15 protein-coding genes are annotated in these 16,748 nt (G+C 69.7%); 3 read left to right on the top strand and 12 right to left on the bottom strand.

Annotated features, from left to right (window positions below; genetic code table 11):
• Positions 1–124: 124 nt before the first annotated feature.
• A complete protein-coding gene (locus tag R5W23_RS19460; protein WP_320687719.1) occupies positions 125–526 on the bottom strand; it encodes a response regulator in 402 nt (133 codons plus the stop codon).
• 160 nt (positions 527–686) lie between these two features.
• Entirely contained in the window at positions 687–1,220 is a 534-nt protein-coding gene (locus tag R5W23_RS19455) for an NADH-quinone oxidoreductase subunit C (protein WP_320687718.1), read from the bottom strand.
• A gap of 74 nt (positions 1,221–1,294) precedes the next feature.
• On the opposite strand from R5W23_RS19455, the gene R5W23_RS19450 reads away from it, so the two are divergent.
• Entirely contained in the window at positions 1,295–2,044 is a 750-nt protein-coding gene (locus tag R5W23_RS19450) for a DUF4058 family protein (protein ID WP_320687717.1), read from the top strand.
• A gap of 6 nt (positions 2,045–2,050) precedes the next feature.
• Here the strand turns inward: R5W23_RS19450 and R5W23_RS19445 are convergent, their stop codons facing one another.
• The 5 genes from R5W23_RS19445 to R5W23_RS19425 all read right to left on the bottom strand — a co-directional run bounded on the left by R5W23_RS19445 (position 2,051) and on the right by R5W23_RS19425 (position 7,097).
• Positions 2,051–2,656 (bottom strand): hypothetical protein, encoded by a 606-nt coding sequence (locus R5W23_RS19445; RefSeq protein WP_320687716.1) that lies wholly within the window; start codon positions 2,654–2,656, stop codon positions 2,051–2,053.
• Positions 2,657–3,268, bottom strand: a complete 612-nt coding sequence (locus R5W23_RS19440) for an NADH-quinone oxidoreductase subunit B (protein ID WP_320687715.1) — start codon at positions 3,266–3,268, stop codon at positions 2,657–2,659.
• A gap of 4 nt (positions 3,269–3,272) precedes the next feature.
• Complete coding sequence (locus R5W23_RS19435) at positions 3,273–5,945, bottom strand: serine/threonine-protein kinase (protein ID WP_320687714.1); 2,673 nt, start codon at positions 5,943–5,945, stop codon at positions 3,273–3,275.
• Positions 5,942–6,466 carry an NADH-quinone oxidoreductase subunit A gene (locus R5W23_RS19430; RefSeq protein WP_320687713.1) on the bottom strand — a complete coding sequence of 175 codons (525 nt, stop codon included), beginning with the start codon at positions 6,464–6,466 and terminating at the stop codon, positions 5,942–5,944. Before R5W23_RS19430 ends, R5W23_RS19435 begins: the two co-directional genes overlap by 4 nt.
• 76 nt (positions 6,467–6,542) lie before the next feature.
• Positions 6,543–7,097, bottom strand: a complete 555-nt coding sequence (locus R5W23_RS19425; RefSeq protein ID WP_320687712.1) for an NADH-quinone oxidoreductase subunit I — start codon at positions 7,095–7,097, stop codon at positions 6,543–6,545.
• A 193-nt stretch (positions 7,098–7,290) separates the two neighbouring features.
• On the opposite strand from R5W23_RS19425, the gene R5W23_RS19420 reads away from it, so the two are divergent.
• Positions 7,291–8,511: a response regulator gene (locus R5W23_RS19420; RefSeq protein ID WP_320687711.1), complete on the top strand. Its 1,221-nt coding sequence runs from the start codon at positions 7,291–7,293 to the stop codon at positions 8,509–8,511.
• Positions 8,512–8,523: 12 nt separating this feature from the next.
• Here the strand turns inward: R5W23_RS19420 and R5W23_RS19415 are convergent, their stop codons facing one another.
• From R5W23_RS19415 to R5W23_RS19405, 3 genes are all read right to left on the bottom strand, one after another.
• Positions 8,524–10,035 carry a hypothetical protein gene (locus R5W23_RS19415; protein WP_320687710.1) on the bottom strand — a complete coding sequence of 504 codons (1,512 nt, stop codon included), beginning with the start codon at positions 10,033–10,035 and terminating at the stop codon, positions 8,524–8,526.
• A 93-nt stretch (positions 10,036–10,128) separates the two neighbouring features.
• Positions 10,129–10,977, bottom strand: coding sequence for a transposase (locus R5W23_RS19410; RefSeq protein ID WP_320687709.1), 849 nt, complete (start codon positions 10,975–10,977; stop codon positions 10,129–10,131).
• Between the two features lie 197 nt (positions 10,978–11,174).
• Positions 11,175–12,737, bottom strand: coding sequence for a hypothetical protein (locus R5W23_RS19405; protein WP_320687708.1), 1,563 nt, complete (start codon positions 12,735–12,737; stop codon positions 11,175–11,177).
• Positions 12,738–13,089: 352 nt separating this feature from the next.
• Here R5W23_RS19405 and R5W23_RS19400 point away from each other — a divergent pair, with 352 nt between their 5' ends.
• A complete protein-coding gene (locus R5W23_RS19400; protein WP_320687707.1) occupies positions 13,090–13,626 on the top strand; it encodes a hypothetical protein in 537 nt (178 codons plus the stop codon).
• 7 nt (positions 13,627–13,633) lie between these two features.
• Here R5W23_RS19400 and R5W23_RS19395 read toward each other — a convergent pair whose 3' ends face one another.
• Positions 13,634–16,099, bottom strand: coding sequence for a PEP/pyruvate-binding domain-containing protein (locus R5W23_RS19395; RefSeq protein ID WP_320687706.1), 2,466 nt, complete (start codon positions 16,097–16,099; stop codon positions 13,634–13,636).
• A gap of 1 nt (position 16,100) precedes the next feature.
• Positions 16,101–16,739 (bottom strand): reverse transcriptase-like protein, encoded by a 639-nt coding sequence (locus tag R5W23_RS19390; RefSeq protein WP_261186349.1) that lies wholly within the window; start codon positions 16,737–16,739, stop codon positions 16,101–16,103.
• Positions 16,740–16,748: the final 9 nt, after the last annotated feature.

Genomic DNA, 16,748 nt, shown 5'->3' with positions numbered 1-16,748 from the left:
GGTGTGGTTTTGTTGACGGGCCCCCGCCGGGGAGCGGGATACGTGGCACCGCTCCCGGGCGGTCGCGGCTCGTCAAGAAAGCGACACCGCAGGTGGGTTCATGTACGAGAGCGCTCGGCCGCGCTTAATCGCGGCCCCCGCTCAGCCGCTCGACCACCTGCGCGAGTTCGACCGGGTCGGCCGGCTTCAGCAGAAACGCGGCGGCGCCCGCCGCCAGGGCCGCGCGGCGCACGCTCCCGGCCGTGTGCCCCGTCACCACAACGACCGCCGGCGCTTTCGGCAACCGCCGCACCCGACGCACGAACTCGCACCCGTCACCGTCCGTCAGGTCCAGGTCGGTCACGAGCACGGAAGGTCGGATTTCGGCCACCGAGCTGATGACCGCGTCCGCGGAGCGCGCCTCGCGGGCGTCAAACCCGTTGAGGCGTAACACGGCGGTCAGACTGGCCGAGTCGTCTGGAGCGCCGGCGGCGACCAGAACCCGCGCCCCGCCCAGCGGGCGCATGACGAGGTCCGTGGCGGTCATGGCGACCTCCGCGTGAGTGTGACAGGTGGTGCGTGAGCGAGAATACCGCCCGCCGCACCGTCCCCTAAGCCGGATAGCACCGAAAAGTTTACCACCCGGCGGCCGCCAAGTACACCCCCGCGACTGAGCCCACGCTCAATCAGTCGCACGCCGCTCGTACTCAGCGGCACCGGATCCCGTGGTACTCAAGCGGGAACTCGTAATCTTTGCGGAGCGGGTGCCCCACCCAATCGTCGTTGAGCAGGATGCGCACGAGGTTCGGGTGCCCGGTGAAGAACACGCCCACGAGATCGTACACCTCGCGCTCGTGCCAGTCGGCGGTCTTCCACACGCCCGACAGGCTGGGCACTTCCGGCAGTTGTCCGGGTTGGTCGCCCTTCCAGCGCGGCAGCACCAGTTTGAGCGTAAACCGGCGCCCCGGGAACGCGAAGCTCGACAGGTGGTAGAGCACTTCGACGTGCGGCTCGAACCCGGCTTTCGCGACCTTCTTCGGATCCGGTTCGAGGTAATCGACCCCAGTTATATCGTTCAGCAAAGCGAATTTCAACCGCGAATCGTCGCGTAGGAACACGCACACGTTCACCAGCTCCGCGGGCTCGACCGTAACGAACGGGTCGAGCGCGTCGGCCTTCGCGCCGGTGATTACGGAGCCGAACTGCGATTGCAGCAGCGCGATGATTTCGCCGGCGGTCATGTGGCGGCTCCGGAGCGGTTCCCGACATCGTACCGGACCGCAGGGACAGTTAGAATAGCCGGTGGAGGACACCCATGCCGCTGCGCGACCATTTCCGCCCGCCGCTCGCCGATAAACGCCGCTGGGACGTTTTGCATGGGGGCTGGCCGATGACCATCGTTCAGCGCCTATTCCCGCTGCTGCCGGAACGGTATTACGCCGGCCCGAGCGTCCACCTCAGCCACTCGTTCGAGGTCGATATCGGCGCGATGGACGAAGGAGACGCTGAGCCGAGCGCCTCAGGCGCGTACCAGGACACGGGGGGCGGGGTGGCCGTCCAGACGCGGCCGACCGTCACGCCGGTGCCAACGCTCACCGTCGAAACCGAATGGCCCGACCAGGAAGAGTACGAGGTGCGCATTTACGACGAGGACCGCGGCGGCCGGTTGGTCGCCGCGATCGAGATCGTGAGCCCGGCGAACAAGGACCGGCCCGAGAGCCGCAGAGCGTTCGTCGCCAAGTGCGCCGCCATGCTCCAGCAGGACGTGTGCGTGTCGATCGTGGACGTGGTCACGGTCAAACAGTTCAACCTGTACGCGGAGTTGATGGAGTTGCTCGACCGGACAGACCCGGCGCTGAAACCGGAACCGCCGGCGGTGTCCGCCGTGACGCTGCGCGGGCAAAAGCACCCCAAGAAAAAATCACAGCTCGATGTCTGGTTTTACCCGTTGGCTATCGGCCAACCGCTACCGGCGCTGCCGTTGTGGTTGGACGTTGACCTTGCCGTGATGCTCGACCTCGAAGGCAGTTACGAGGATGCGTGCCGGGTGCTGCGGATCGCGTGAGTCGGTTCAGCCCGGCGCGTCAAAGTACGCCGACCGCACGCCCCCCATCGTGACCGAGTCGCGCGTCACCTTCGACACCCGCACCGGCCCGACCGCGTCGTACACCACCACGAAAATCAGCGGCGCCGCGAGCGTACCGACGAGCGCGCCCACCACCAACCACAGCGGCGCGCCGCCCGGCTGGTGCCGCAACAGAACCACGCCGACCCACAGCAGCGCGCACGCCGCGCACACGGTCAGCACCGCCCGCGTAAACCGCCGCGCGTAGTGGCGGTGCCGGTCGCACGTGGTGGTCGTCACGAGCGTATCCGGCGGGTCGAGCGGCGGGGCGACCCGACACGCCGCCCGGTGGCGCCAGCCGGCGCGCAGGTCGCCCCACAACCCGTACAGCACGAGCGGCAGCAGAACGAGAGCGATGCAGCCCGAGATCGGATCGTCACCGAGGGAGACGTTGCCGCCCGCCCCGCTCCGGGACGGCGCGTCGAGGCGCGGGTTCGTCACCCGGCGCTCATGGGTGTGGGTCGCCGGCGCGCCGCAATACATGCACGCCATCTTCACCGACGCTTGGTCGCCGCGGTGGAAAATCAGTTCGGGCGCGGGCGAATCGCTCATTCACTTCACCGGCCTTGCGCGTTCCTTGTTGTCCTTCAGGAACTCGACCGCCTTTGCGGGGTCGGTCAGTTCCGGCGGGAGCGCCACGCGGCCCGTTCGCGCCGGCACCGGGAGCGCCGCGGGCTGCCCCTCCGTCAGCTCACGCATCTTGCGGATCTTGTCCTGCACGCGCATGAGCCCTTCCAGCAGCGCCTCCGGACGCGGCGGGCACCCCGGGACGTACACGTCCACGGGGACGATGAGATCGACGCCCTTCGCGACGTTGTAGCCGTACTTGTAGTACGGCCCCCCGCCGCACGTGCAGGCGCCCATCGCGATCACGAACTTCGGGTCCGGCATCTGGTTGTACAGGCGCCGCACCCGCTCCGCCATTTTCAGGTTCACCGTACCGGCCACGATCATCAGGTCGGCCTGGCGCGGGGTGGCGCGGAACGCACCCGCCCCGAACCGGTCGATGTCGTACCGCGGCGCCCCGGTCGCCATCATCTCGATGGCGCAGCACGCCAGCCCGAACGTCATGGGCCACAGCGACGACTCCCGCGCCCAGTTGATCGCGTGCTCCAGGTTCGTGGCCACGAACCCGTCGCGCATCGCGCCTTCGAGCAGTCCCATGAGGTCACTTCTCCGGTTTGGGGCGCGGGGCCGGGGCGCCGGCGGGTGGCGGCGGGAACCGTTTCCACAGTTCGGCCCGGAACGCCCGGAAATCGCTGCGCGTGCGGACCGGGTCGAGGTCGGCGTCGGTGTCGATGTGGCGGGGGTTCGTCGGGCCGCGGTAGAACGGGCCGTCGAGCAATTCGGTCAGCAGCGCGACCGCCCGGGCCGCCCACCGCTCGCGGGGCTCGGGGGGAGCGGACCGGGCCGCCTGCGCGAGCGCGCAGGCGGCGTTGTACCGGACGCCGGCCAGATTCGGGTCGCGGCCGGCGGTGGCGAGCAGGTCATCGACGCGGCGGTCCAGGTCGGCCACCTCCCCGGCTTGTACCCGGTGGACCAGCGCGAACGAGCGCTGGTTGGCGACCATCTGCCGGACGAACGGCGTGCTGGGCGAGGTCTTCAGAACGACGTCCGCCGCGGCCATCAGTTCGGCCCGCCGCCGCTCGGCGTCTTCCGTCCGCCCCAGGCTCGTGAGCAACCGGACCTCCTGGTTCAGGATCATAATCTGGTAGGACCGGTACTGGAACGCATTCGGGTAAACGGCGAGCAGCCCGTCGAACACCTCCGCGCCGGCGCGGAGCTGGGCGACGGCCCGGGCCGGTTGGGCCGTCGCCAGCGCCATCCCGTCCATCGTCTTGAGCAGCCCGTCGGTCATATCGAACAGGTCCCGGTAATGCGCCGGTGCGGCGGGGTCCGGGATCGTTTCGGCAACAAGCGTGGACGCCCGTCGCACCTTCGCCAGCCCGTCCGCGGGGCGGCCGGCGTTGAAGTCGAAGATGGCCACGGAAGCGATCGCGTAGACCGCAAGGGCCCGGGTGGCGAACGGGCACTCGGGACGGGCGAGCAGTTCGTCCACCTCCCGCAGCGCGTCGCGGAACAGCGGACCGGCCGTCCGCGGCTCCGACTGCATGGTGAAGAACCCGTACCCGATCAGGCACGACACGAGCGTCTGCCGGGCGTCGTCGCTCGGCGCGGTCGCCGCGGCCCGCCGTGCCGCGGCGACCGCGTCCCGGTACACGGCCAGCGCGTCCCCGGCCCGCCCCGCGCTGGCCGCCTCGTTGGCCGCGAACAGCCGGGCCTCTGCCAAGTCCGCTACGAACCGCGGGTCGTCCGGGAAGTCCGCGACCAACCCTTCGCACAGGACCCGCGCCCGGCCCAGGTAGTCGCCGGCCTTCGGGTAATCGGCCAGCAGCAAGTACGCCCCGCCGATCCGCCGGTACGCAACGGCCGTTTCCCGCCGGATGACCGGGTCGTCGGCCTCCCCGAAGCCCTCGTAAAACGCGAGGGCGTCTTCGAGCACCCGGCGCCGCTCGGCGGCGAGGGCCGGGTCCCGCGCCCACCGCGCGGTGCCGGCCCGGTTCACCGCCTTCTCGATCGCCTCGACCGCCTTGCCGAGCCGGGCCGCCGCCCGGCCCCGCTCCCGCTCGGCCACCGCCCCGAGCCGCCGCGCCTCGGCCTCGGCCGCCTGCGCGTCCGCTTCGGCCGCCTTCGCCTCCGCCCGCTCCCGGTGGGCCTTCACCATCCCGACGGCCGTGCCCGCGACGCCGAGCACCAGAACGACAATGAGAGCCGCCCCGCCCGCGATAATCGCCTTGCGGCGCTTCTGCTGTTCGCCCTCGCGGACGGCCGCGGCGAGCCGCTCCCGCTCCGCCGCCTCGGCCCGCTCGTCGGCCGCCTGCCGCAACCCCGCAACGGCGGTCGCGACTTCGGTCGCCGTCGCGGGGCGCACCGCCGGGTCGGTCGCCAGGCACCGCTTGCACAGCGCGATCAGTTCCGAATCGGCCCCGCTCGCGTCCAACCGCCCGAGCGCCTCCTCGGTGCGCCCGGCCGCCGCGTTCCGCCACACGGATTGCGCGCTCGCGCCGCCGAACGGCGGCGCACCGGTCAGGAGCGCGCACAGCACCGCCCCGAGCCCGAACACGTCCGACCGACAATCGACGCTTTCGCCCGCGCCGCGGGCCTGTTCCGGCGGCATGAACGCCGGCGTGCCGAGAACGCTCCCCACCTGCGTGAACGACGCGCTCGATTCGCGGAGCGACGGGGCCTCGTCGCTCGCGGCGGACGCGCGGCCCGCGTCCGCCGCATCGCTCGGGGTAGCCGGGCTCAGGAACTTGGCGAGCCCCCAGTCCATGACCTGCACTTCGCCGAACGCCCCCACCATCACGTTGGCCGGTTTGAGGTCCCGGTGGATGACGCCGTGCGCGTGCGCGTACCCGACCGCCTGGCAGACGCTCTCGAACCGGCCCAGCCAGCGCGTCGGCGACGGCCCTTCGTCCTTCAACAGCTCTTCGAGCGTGCGCCCTTTAATCAATTTCATGGCCAGGAACGGCCGCCCGTCGTCCCAGGTCCCCACTTGGTAAACGGCCGGGATGCCGGGATGCTGGAGCTGCGCCGTGATGCGGGCCTCTTCGACGAACCGGGCCGCCGCGGCGGAGTCGGGGGCGTAGCGGTCCTGGAGGAGTTTGACGGCCACCTCGCGGGCGAGCCCGCGATCGAGGGCGCGGTGAACGACGCCCATGCCCCCGCGCCCGACCTCTTCCAGCAGGTCGTACCCCGATCCGATGGAAACGGGCGTGCCGGCGCGCGGTTCGCCGGCCGGTTCGGGGGCCGCGATCCCGGTCAGTGTGGCGTCGTTCATGTCGTCCCGTTTTCGGGTTCGGGGCCTTGCGCGGCAACGCTGCGGACCCATTCCAGGTCGCCGCGCCGCCACAGGTACGCGAACCCGACCAGCAGCACGCCGAAGAACACCATGATGTCGGCAAAGGCGATCCACGCGAGCGCCCGCGCCGCAGCCGGGTCGGGCGCGACCTGTTTCCCGGGGTTCGCTCCCAGCGGTTGCAAATTCGCAGCCGCTTCGGCCCGCACCGCCACCGGCTTGGACTCGTCCGCGGCGCGGTTCGCGCTGCCGAACACCACCGCCCAGGGGAAGAAGAACGCGAGTTCCACGTCGAAGATCACGAACAGCAGCGCGACCACATAGAACCGCAGGTCGAACTGCACCCACGCGCTCCCGACCGGTTGCTCGCCGCACTCGTACACCTCGGCCTTTTCGGGGTTCGGCCGGTCCGGGCGCACGAACCAACCGATTACGAGGTTCGCGGCCAGGAGCGTCGCCCCCACCGCGAGGAAGATCAGCACAAAGAGGACCAGAGCAGTCATGGGCAGCGTCCCTATCGGCGTGAGTCGCGACCAACAACCCGGGGCTCGCGCCACCGGTCCGTTGCGGCCGATCACGTTACGCTTTCCCGTCCGCCACCGGCTTCGCGGGTTCGGCCGTTTTCGTCCACACCGGCAGGCTGACCCGCTTCGATTCCTGCACCGTAGTCGGGTTCAGCGTCGCTTGGCCCCACGCCACCGCAAGGGGCAGCTTCGCGTAATCGACAATGCACCCGTCACGGGTGTACGTGCTGATGTCGTGGTTCGAGCCCATGAAAATGCAGTCCACGGGGCACGGGTCCACGCACAGCGCGCAGAACATGCACTTCGTGTAATCGATCTTGAACCCGGTCACCACGAACCCCTTGTGGGGCGGCGGCGCCTTTTCCTTATCGATGTAGATGCAATCGACCGGGCACGCGCGGGCGCACTTGTCGCACCCGATGCACGTGGTCAGGTCGAACCGGTGGAACCCGCGGTAGCGGGGCCGCACCGGCACCGGCCGCTCGGGGTACGCGAAGTGCCCCGCGAACGTGCCGCGCCGGAACGACTGCACGAAGTACCGGAGCGTGACGTACATCCCGGCCGCGAGTGTGGTCGTCGCCAGGTAAACGTTGCGAATCCAGGTGCGCATCGGCGTACTTGATGAAAGGGAAGGACGCAACGGAAGCTGATTGTACGCCGGCCCGGCGCCGCGCTGCAAGCCGCTCACCGGCCGTTGAAACGAAACCCGCGGCGGCGCGTGCGGTCCACACGCACATCGGGTACACTGGAACGACCGGGCCGAGCACCCGGGTACGCCCGTTCCGGACTCCGGCGACCGCCCCATGCCACACGTCCTTCTGGTCGAAGACGAGCAGGTGAACCGCGAAATGTTCCGGCGCCGGCTGGAGCGCAAGGGGTACACTGTGCTCCCCGCCGACACCGGCCTCGGCGCCGTCGCGCTCGCGCGGAGCGAGCGGCCGGACGTGATCCTCATGGACCTCGGCCTGCCCGACATCGACGGCTGGGAGGCCACGCGCCGGCTGAAGGCCGACCCGGTCACCGCGCCCGTCCCGATCATCGTGCTCTCCGCGCACGCCACCTTCGACGCCAAGGACAAGGCGTTCGCCGCCGGGTGCCAGGACTTCGAGACCAAGCCGGTCAACTGGGACGCGCTGTTCCGCAAGCTCGACGAGTGGCTGGCGAAGGGCCGCGAGGCCGCGGCGGCGCACGCCGAACCGGAACCGGACCCCGGGGCCACGCTCCTCCCCGACTCGCCCGCGCCCCCCAAGGCCGAACGGGCGGACACGTGCGCCGTCGGTCCGAAGCGCATCCTGGTGGTCGAGGACAACGACGCGAACCGGGTCATGCTGTGCCGGCGGCTCGGCGCCCGCGGCTTCCAGACCGTCGAGGCCGCGAACGGCCGCGAGGCGCTCGACGCGGTCCGCCGCGCCCCGTTCGATCTGGTGCTGTGCGACATCATGATGCCGGAGGTGGACGGGTACGAGGTGCTGCGGCAGCTCAAAGCCGACCCGGCCCTGCGGGACCTGCCGGTCATCATGGTTTCGGCCCTGGACGAGACGGCCGAGGTCGTGAGGTGCATCGAGATGGGGGCCGAGGACTACCTCCACAAGCCCTACGACCCGGTCCTCTTGCACGCGCGCGTGAACGCGTGCCTCGACAAGAAGCGGCTCCGCGACCAGGAGGTCGCGTACCTTCAGTCGGTCGCGGCGCTGACACGGGCGGCCGAGTTGGTGGAGCGGGGCGAATTCGACCCGGCGTTGCTCGCGCCGGTCGTGGCCCGCGGGGACGATCTGGGCCAACTGGCCCGGGTGTTCGACCGCATGGCCCGCGAGGTGCAAGCCCGGGAGCAGCGCCACAAGGACGACGTGCGGCACCTCACACAGATCGAGTTCGACGCCGCGGAAGTCGCCCGCGAGGTGGCCCGGGTGACCGCGTCGGCGGCGTTCGAGAAGGCGGCGCGGCTCGCGGCCGTGGCCCGCGCCCGGCGCCAGGGCGAGCCGAGCCCGACGACCGAAACCGTCCTCCTCCACAAACTGAAGTGAGCGCCCCGTCGGCTACGGCTTCAGAGCGGGGAGCGGCACCCGCACGCCGAGATCGTCGCCGCGCGGCTCGTCGTCGCGCCCGCGCCCGCCGTCGTCCTTACCGTTCTCCCCCACGCTGTAGAAGAAGTACCCCTTTTCCGCCGGCTGGTAGGTGAGCGGCTTCCCGGTGAACAGGTCATCGGGAACAGCGGCCATGTACTTGGGCGCCAGGTCGGCGAGCTTCGCCGGGTACCGGCCCGTGTCCTTGCGATACGCCGCGAGCGCGAACGCTAGTTGCAGGTTCCGATCGGTCTGCGTGGCGCGGTCGAACGACCACTGGCACTTTTGCAGCCCGGGCATCACTAGCGCCGAAAGCACATCTCCGATCTCTTTGCCAACGAACTTTCCCGGGTTGTTGGCGCGAGCCCACTTCTGAAGTATGTTCAGGTCGCGGTTCTTGCGGGCAACCTCGTCCAAATCTGTTCCAACAGCGTTGAGCTGCTTCTCGCGCGCCGCGCGGTCGGTCAGCCGCATGGCGGCAACCATCTGGTCGAACGCCGCGTTCATTTTCCGGAACGCCGGCTCCCACTCGATCATGTCGAGCGCCTGGGCCCCCTCCGGGGTCGGGTGGTCGGGTCCGTCCTTGCCGCTGCGGACCATTTGCAGCACGTCCAGCGCATTGAGCCGCTCCCCGAGGTCCACCACATCGGCCGCAGGTGGTGCCGCGGGAAGGTCTTGCAGCTCCTTCAGCTTCGCGAGCAGTTGCTGGGAGGTCAGATCGGTGTGTTCGAGGTAGGCCAGCGTGGCGTTCGCAGCGATGGCGCGCACGGCGATGCCCACGAGCGATTCGATGAACGTGCCCCCGTGCATCAGGTGGAGCCCCAGGCGGTGGCACGCGATCAGATCCACCCAGGCGGCATCGAGCTTCCCCTCGTGGGCGCGGAGCAGCGCCCGCGCCACGAGCGCCTGCGCGAGTGCCCGGCCGCTCTGGGTCGAAGGGATCAGGCACCCCATGATCGAGCTGATGTCGTCCTTGCGGTTCGACACCAGCGGGTTGAAGTACGCCGGGCGCCGGGTCGCTTCGATCACAACCGCGAGGGGCTTCTCGTTGAGTGCGAGCCAATCGGCGACCCGCGGAAGCTCCTTGGCGGACCACGCGCGCGAGGCCGCCCGGGCTTGCTGGTCGTAAAACGCCCGCGCGTCTTCGTCACTCAGTTTCGTGCGCCGGGCGTAGCCGCGTCCGCTTACGAAGTAGTCGCCGGCTTTCGGCGGTTCGGCGATCCCGAGGCGCCGGAAGTACTCGGGCGGCATCGAACCGTCGTCCGGTCTCGGCCCCAGCGCCTTCCAGATCAGCACGTTCGCGTTCTTGTCGGGCGTGATGCCCGCGCCCAGTCGATCGTTGAGCGCGGCCTCGTAATCGATGTACCCGTTCTTGTCGAGCGGCCCGGTCACGAAGGTGGTGTCCTTCCCCACCGGGACCTTCGGGGCCGGCGGTTCGTCCGCGGCGCACACCAGCACGAGCGACGACAGCAGAGCGGCGTTCATCGGTCCCTCGCGGAACGAGGATGGGTGTCATACCGAATCCGATTGAAGAGTAACGGTCTTCTGTAGCCGGCCTCTGTCAACAGATTTCAATCGTTACAGGTGCTGTTGCTTGTGGATGATGCGCGCCGCATTGATGATGAGCTTACAGCACACCCAGCGGGTCACGCGACCGAGCCGCCGAACCCAGTTGGGGAGCGGCGCCAACCCACCCCCGAACGCACCCGCGTTGCCGAACCGGCGCTCGATGCTGGTGCGGCGCCGGTACAGATCCCATCCGTACCCGTCGGCGAACATCCCCAGAGCCCGCAACCGGTTCGAGCTTTGGTACCCGTGCCCTTGGCCGGTGGCCTGGGTGCCCGGGTGGGCCAGTAGCTGGTACCCGCTCGCGTCGGCCGCGTCGTACACCCGGTTGTCCTCGTAGCTTCCGTCCGCGTACAGGTATCCGGCGCCCCGCACTTGGGTCAGCAGCCGCACCGCCACCGCCGCCTCGTTCTCCCGAGCCGCCGTCACCTCCCACACATCCGGCACGTACTTGGTGCCCCACAGGGTGTGCAGCTTGTACCCGCGGCCGTGCTGGTTGGGCTTGGCGTCCGGGTCCTTGGAGCACTTCCCGACCGGTAACGGCTTGCCGTCCACCATGAGCTCCCAGGCCGGCGGCCCCGAGCCCTTGAGTTCGTCCGCCAATGCGCTGAGGAACAGAGCGAACGAGGTCTTCCGAGCACGCCGGCTCATGGTGGCCTCGGACGGCAACCGGTCCGGCTTGAGTCGGGTGGTGCTCCAGTTGCGTCGGTCACACGCCCAGCACACGGGTCGGTCGTGCAAGGCCGCCCACAGCAGCACCGCGGCCAACCGCCACGGCTGGAATTGGACGTACTTCTGGTCGAACCGACACGCGACCTTCCGCAACGCGGCGTAAACGACCTTCCACAGCTCGCGTTCCATGACACACCTCCCGATCGTACCTCCAACTGCAAGGTATCACAGAACGCGAACTCCTTCCTGTGCAAGTTGTTAAATCACGCGGCCTCTCAGGATTGAAATCTGTTGTGTGAAGCCGGTGCGACACCACCCGTCTACCACCGGCCTCACAGAGGCCGGCTACAGAAGACAGCCTGGATACCGATCAACCGGATTCGGTATCAGTTCTTCTTAAGCGGCGGGAGCGGCATCCGGATCGGGAGGTCGTCGCTGCCGAGGGGCTCTTCCCCGTAAGTCGTGCCGCCGTCGTCCTTACCGTTCACACCGAAGCTATAAAACAGATACCCCTTCTCGGCCGGCTGGTAGACGAGCGGCTTGCCGGTGAACAGGTCGTCGGGAACGGCGGCGATGTACTTGGGGGCCAAATCGGCGAGCTTCGCCGGGTACCGCCCCGTGTCCTTCTGGTGCGCGGCGAGTGCGAACGCCAGTCGCAGGTTCGCCGCCGTCTGCTCGCCGCGGTCGCAGGCCTGTTGCACCTTCTGAACCGCCGGGCTCAGCAGGCTCATGAGCGTGTCAGCGAACAACTTGCCGAGCACCGGTCCCGGGTCCTTCCCGTCTAGAACCTTCTTGATCTTCGCTTCGTCTACGAACTCCTTTTTGACCTCCGCGAGTTCCGCCTCGAATTTCTCGTACGCCTTCGCGCGAACGTCCCGGTCCTTGATGCTCAGCACCTCGGCGAGCCGGTCGTACCGGGCGTTCATCGTCCGCATCACCACGGTCCAGTCGATCACCTCGAACACCTTCTTCTTGTTCGGGAAGGCGAGTTCCGCGTCCAGCGCCCCCGCGAACGGGTCGGCCCCGCTACCCGCGCGGCGGATGTTCTGGAGCGCGTCCAATCCCATCATCCGCTCTGAAAGGCGGACCGTCTCCGCCAGGACGCCGGGGCGGGGCATCGCTTGAAGGTCCTTGAGGCACTGCGCGGCCTTCGTGGCCGTGAGGGCCGGGTGGTCGAGAAACGCAAGCGACGAGTTGTTCGCAATCTGGCCGATGGCGATGCCCACCAGCACTTCGAGGAACGTCGCGCCGCGACCGACGAGCCGGCCCAGGCGGTGGCACGCGAGCAGGTCGGCCCAGGCGTCGTCGAGCTTGCCTTCGTTCAGCCGCAGCATCGCCCGGGTAGTCAAAGCGTTGGCGAGTTCACGGTTCTTCTGAACGGTCGGCAAGAGCCCGGCGATGAGGTTGCTCCCCTCACCGGGCTTCCGCCGCGACACCATCGGGTTGAAGTACTGGGGCCGCTTGGTCGCTTCCAGCGCCAGCGCGAGCGGCTTCTCGTTCAGCTTCAACCACTCCGCGAGCGGGGGCACGTCTTTCGCCGCCCACGGGCGCCGGGTCGCGTCGCTCTGGGCGTCGGAGAACGCGACGAGGCGGTCGCCGCTCAGGCCCAGTTGCTTGACGGCGTAGGTTTGCGCGCCGACGAGGTACTCGCCGTCCTTCGGGAGCACCGGGATGTCGAGCCAGCGGAAGTACTCGAGCGGCAGTTCGCTGCCTTCGGGGGCGGGGCCGAACGCCTGAATCAGCAGCGCGTTCGCGTTGTTCTCCGGGGTGATGTTCTTGCTCAGTTCCGCGTGGAGGGCGACCTCGTAGTCGATGTACCCCTGCTGGTCGAGCGGTCCGACCACGAACGTCGTGTCTTTACCGAGCGGCAGTTTCGGCGCCTTGTCCTTGTCGTCCGCGGTGCAGACGAGCGCGACAAGCAGGCAAAGCGGGATCGCGAGAAACTTCATGATGCACCCGAAGGGGACGGCAGATTCGGAGATGAAAACGCAGAACCGCGGCGCGGCCGAGTCTTGTTTAACGTCTCGTTCCAGACTTCGTTCCACCCCGCTCACGATTTCGCCCGCCCAATCGGTACCGCGGGACGTGGTGGTTATCGGCGCGGGCGCGGCCCACCCGCGACGCCGGGGGAACCGCTTCCCGGCCGGCGCGCACTCGCACGGGCTCTCGAACACCCGTATCTTGTTCTATCTGTGCCGCAGCGCGGGCCGCTGGCGCGCGTGCTGAGAATGGAAGCGATGGGCGGCCGAGCCGCACACTGTTCGGGCGCGGCCGTTCAGCGCCTGAGCACAGGAGGGACCAATGCGTTACGCCATCATCGGGGCGGGCTGGTTGTGGGGGTGCGCCGCGGCCGATCAGATCACTGACGCGAGCGTGGAGTTCGGGTGGCAACTGCTGCTGCCCGCCGGCTGGGTGCTGATCGGGCTGGCGTGGTGCGGGTACTCGTGCGCGCGGCGCGCCGTGTTCCGCGCCCCGCGGGTGCGGTGGCTCTGGCTGTCCGTGCCCGCGGTCGGCGCCGGCTGCTGGCTGCTCGACCAGAGCGGGTTGGGCCTTGCGGCCCGAACGCGGCTCTGCGAGCCGACGCTCCGCGACTACGCCGAAGCGGTCCGGCTCGACCGGGGCGCCCCGCACCCGGGCCGCCGGGTGGTCGGGCTGTTCCTGGTCCGTTCCACCGCCGTCGATGGCGACCGGGTGCTGCTCTACACCACGTCGCCCAGCCCGCTCGAGTCGGCGGGCCTTGTGTTCTGCCCTGACGGAGTCCCTACCGACGAACGCGCGCGTCAGTACCGCCACGTTCACGGCCCCTGGTGGCTGTTCCGCGAGAGTTGGCCGCTGTGACCGCGCCTCACGCCGTCTCGCCCAGCACCGTCACCGTGCCGCGAGCGCCATCGACGCGAACCATCTGTCCCGTCTTAATTTGCTGTGTGGCGCCGGGCAGACCCGCGACCGCGGGCAGGCCGAACTCGCGCGCCACGATCGCCCCGTGCGACAGCACCCCGCCCGTTTCCATCACCAGCGCGTTCGCGTGAACGAACAGTGGTACCCACGCGGGGTCCGTTGACGGGCACACCAGCACGTACCCGCCCTCGGGCGGCGCCGCGGTGGGCTCCGTCAGCACCAGCGCCGGGCCTTCGGCCGCGCCCGCGGAGAGCGCCACACCTTCAAACTTGCTCCCTCCTTCGGGAACCGGAAGCGGGCGGCCGATCGCGTCCAGATCGTCGCTGAACAGCACCGGGGGCACCTCCAACGACAGCTCCGCCTGCCGCCGCTTCCGGGCCGCCGCGATCTTGGCGGACAGATCTTTACCTTTGAGCAGGTCCGGCAGATCGGCCGGGGTGAGGAAAAAGATACCGCCGCGCAACCCGAACCGCTGGTCGAGCTCGACCAGGGTGCGGCGGATCACCGCGTAACCCATCAGCAGGTAGTGCTTCCCGGCTTCGCGGAGCCCCAGGAACGTGCGGAGCCGGCGGACCTTCGTCGCGAGTTGATCGCGGAGGGGGCCGACGAGCTTCGCTTCTGCGGCGATCGCACCGACGGCCGCCTCATCCGCGGGGCGCGAGCGCGAACCGGCCCCGCGAATCAGCTTGTCCAGTTCCTGCGGCGCCTCGGACCACCTCGGCTGGGCGAGTTCCATCTCGTTGGTGCCGCGGTGCCCGAACCGCTCGAGGAAATCGGCCCGCGACAGGTGACCGCTCGCGAGGTCGCGAACGGCCTCCGCGAGGTTGGCCCCTCCCGGCGGCGCGGCCCCCAAGCTCAGCTCCCCGACCGCGGCCCGGGCGCGTTCCTCTCCCAGCTTGGGCTTCAGGAACTCGAACGCCTCGGACCAGGCCAGGTCGGCGAACACGGTCGGCTTGAGACTCTCGCGGGCGAAGTCCACCAGCGTCCGGTTGACCCACGCATGAAATTCCAGCAGAAGCGCGTCCGGCTCGCACCCGGACCACCGCTGAGTGAGCGCCTGCGCCACAGACCGGGCGAACGCGGGCGCCGTCTCCTGCTCGAACCGCTGCGCGAAGTCGGCGGACCGCCGCTTCGTCGTGTTCATCAACCGCATGAGGCTCAAAACCGTCCCCGGAAGCGCGAGCACGCCGAGCGCGCACCCCGACCCGGCCAGCGGGTTCAGCACCGGCTTGGGGTTCAGGGCCTTCCGCGGGTCCCGTTTATATTCGCCTAACGGATACTCGAAGGGGGGCCGGGAGAATTGCATCCGCGGCAGCCGCGACAAGTTGGCCATTGGCCGCCCCGCGACGAGGTCGAACCCCGATAGCGCCCCGAGGGCCGGGTCGGGCTGCGCGCCGAGGTCGCGGTTCATGGCCCCGAACCCGCCGTCGGCGCCCAGCAACCGCTGCACCACGGCCCACGTCATCGGCGTCGGCGCGGGCAGCACCTCGCTCAGGTTGTACCGCACCCACACGGTCCCCTTCGGGTCCGCCTTCGCCCGCAACTCGGCGACCACCACCCTCCGCACCTGCTCGCGCTCCGCGGCGCCCGCGGCCGTGATCGGCCGCGCCTGGAGCAGCGCGAACCGGCCGCCGGCGTAGGCCCACTCGATGTCGCGGGCGTCGCCGTAGAACGCCTCGACCCGGCGGCCCAGGTCCGCGAGGTCGGCGAGCGCCGGATCCGCGAGGCTGAACCGCCGCTGAAGCTCCGCGGGGACGTGCTCCTCGGCCCCCCCGACCACGCGAACGGCCTTCGAGCCGAGCGTGCGGCTCAGCACAGCGCCGGTGTTGCGATCGAGTGTGAAGCGGTCGGGCTGCACGCGCCCGGAAACGACGACCTCGCCCAGCCCCCAGGCGGACTCGACGAGCATGCGCCGGCCGTCGGGGTCGAGCGGGTCGCGGGTGAACAGCACGCCCGCGGCCTCGGCCGGCACGAGCTTCTGGACCACCACCGCCATCGCGAGCGCGGCGGCATCGACGCCCTGCCGGCCCCGGTACGCAACCGCGCGGGCTGTAAACAGCGACCGCCAGCAGTGCTCGACCGCGTCCAGCAGCGCGTCCCCGCCCCGGACGCCAAGAACCGTCTCCTGCTGGCCCGCGGAGCTGGCGTCCGCGGCGTCCTCGGCGGTCGCGCTCGACCGCACCGCGACGGCCCCGCCGCCGAGCGTTTCGTGCGCGCCGAGGACCGCCCGAACGAACCCCGGATCGGACCGCACCCCGCGCTCGGCCAGTCGCCGGTACGCCTGGGTGGTGACCACGAACCCGCCCGGCACGGGCAGCCCGGCGCGTGCGGTTCTGCCCAGACCCAAACCCTTCCCGCCGACGAGGGCCGCTTCGGCGTCGCCGATCTCTTCGAGAAAGAGCAGGTCCGGCATCTCACTTCGCCTTCTTCTTGAGCACCCCGGCCTCTTCCAGCAGCGACCACAACTGCTCCCACACCGCCTCCGGGGGAAGCCCCTTCAGCCCCTTCGCGGCCCAGTGGTTCGCGGCGTCGGTGAGGCACTGGACCGCGTCGGCACGGACCGGGGCGTCGGACGCCGGGGACGGGCGCGTTCCGGCCCCGTCATCCGGGAGCGGGGAGTGGGCCGGGAGGGGGGATTGCCCCCGCTTCCGCGGGCGCCCGTCGAGCGCCTCGTTGCCGATCGCGTCGGCCCGCTTGTTCTGCTCGCGCCGCACGTGCGTGATGGTGACGCTCTCGAACTGCTTCCGCAGCCGGCACGCCTCCTCGTACAGCGTGCGCAGGTCCTCGTTCTTCACCTTGTACGCGCCGGCCATCTGCTTCACCATCAGCTCGCTGTCGCTGAACACCTGGAGCTTTTTCACCCCGAGTTCGGCCGCGAGCCCCAGCCCCTCAACGAGCGCCGTGTACTCCGCGACGTTGTTGGACGCGGTGCCGATCGTGTCCGCCTCCTCGACGACCGGCAGCCCCGGGCGCGCGAGCACCACCGCGTACGCGGCGGCCCCGGGGTTCCCCCGCGACGCCCCGTCGATGTGCATGGTGGCCGTATCCGACATCTCCGCACC

It is taken from the genome of Gemmata algarum (genome assembly GCF_034097035.1).
GTDB lineage: Bacteria > Planctomycetota > Planctomycetia > Gemmatales > Gemmataceae > Gemmata > Gemmata algarum.
This window is presented reverse-complemented; position numbering and strand designations above follow the sequence as displayed.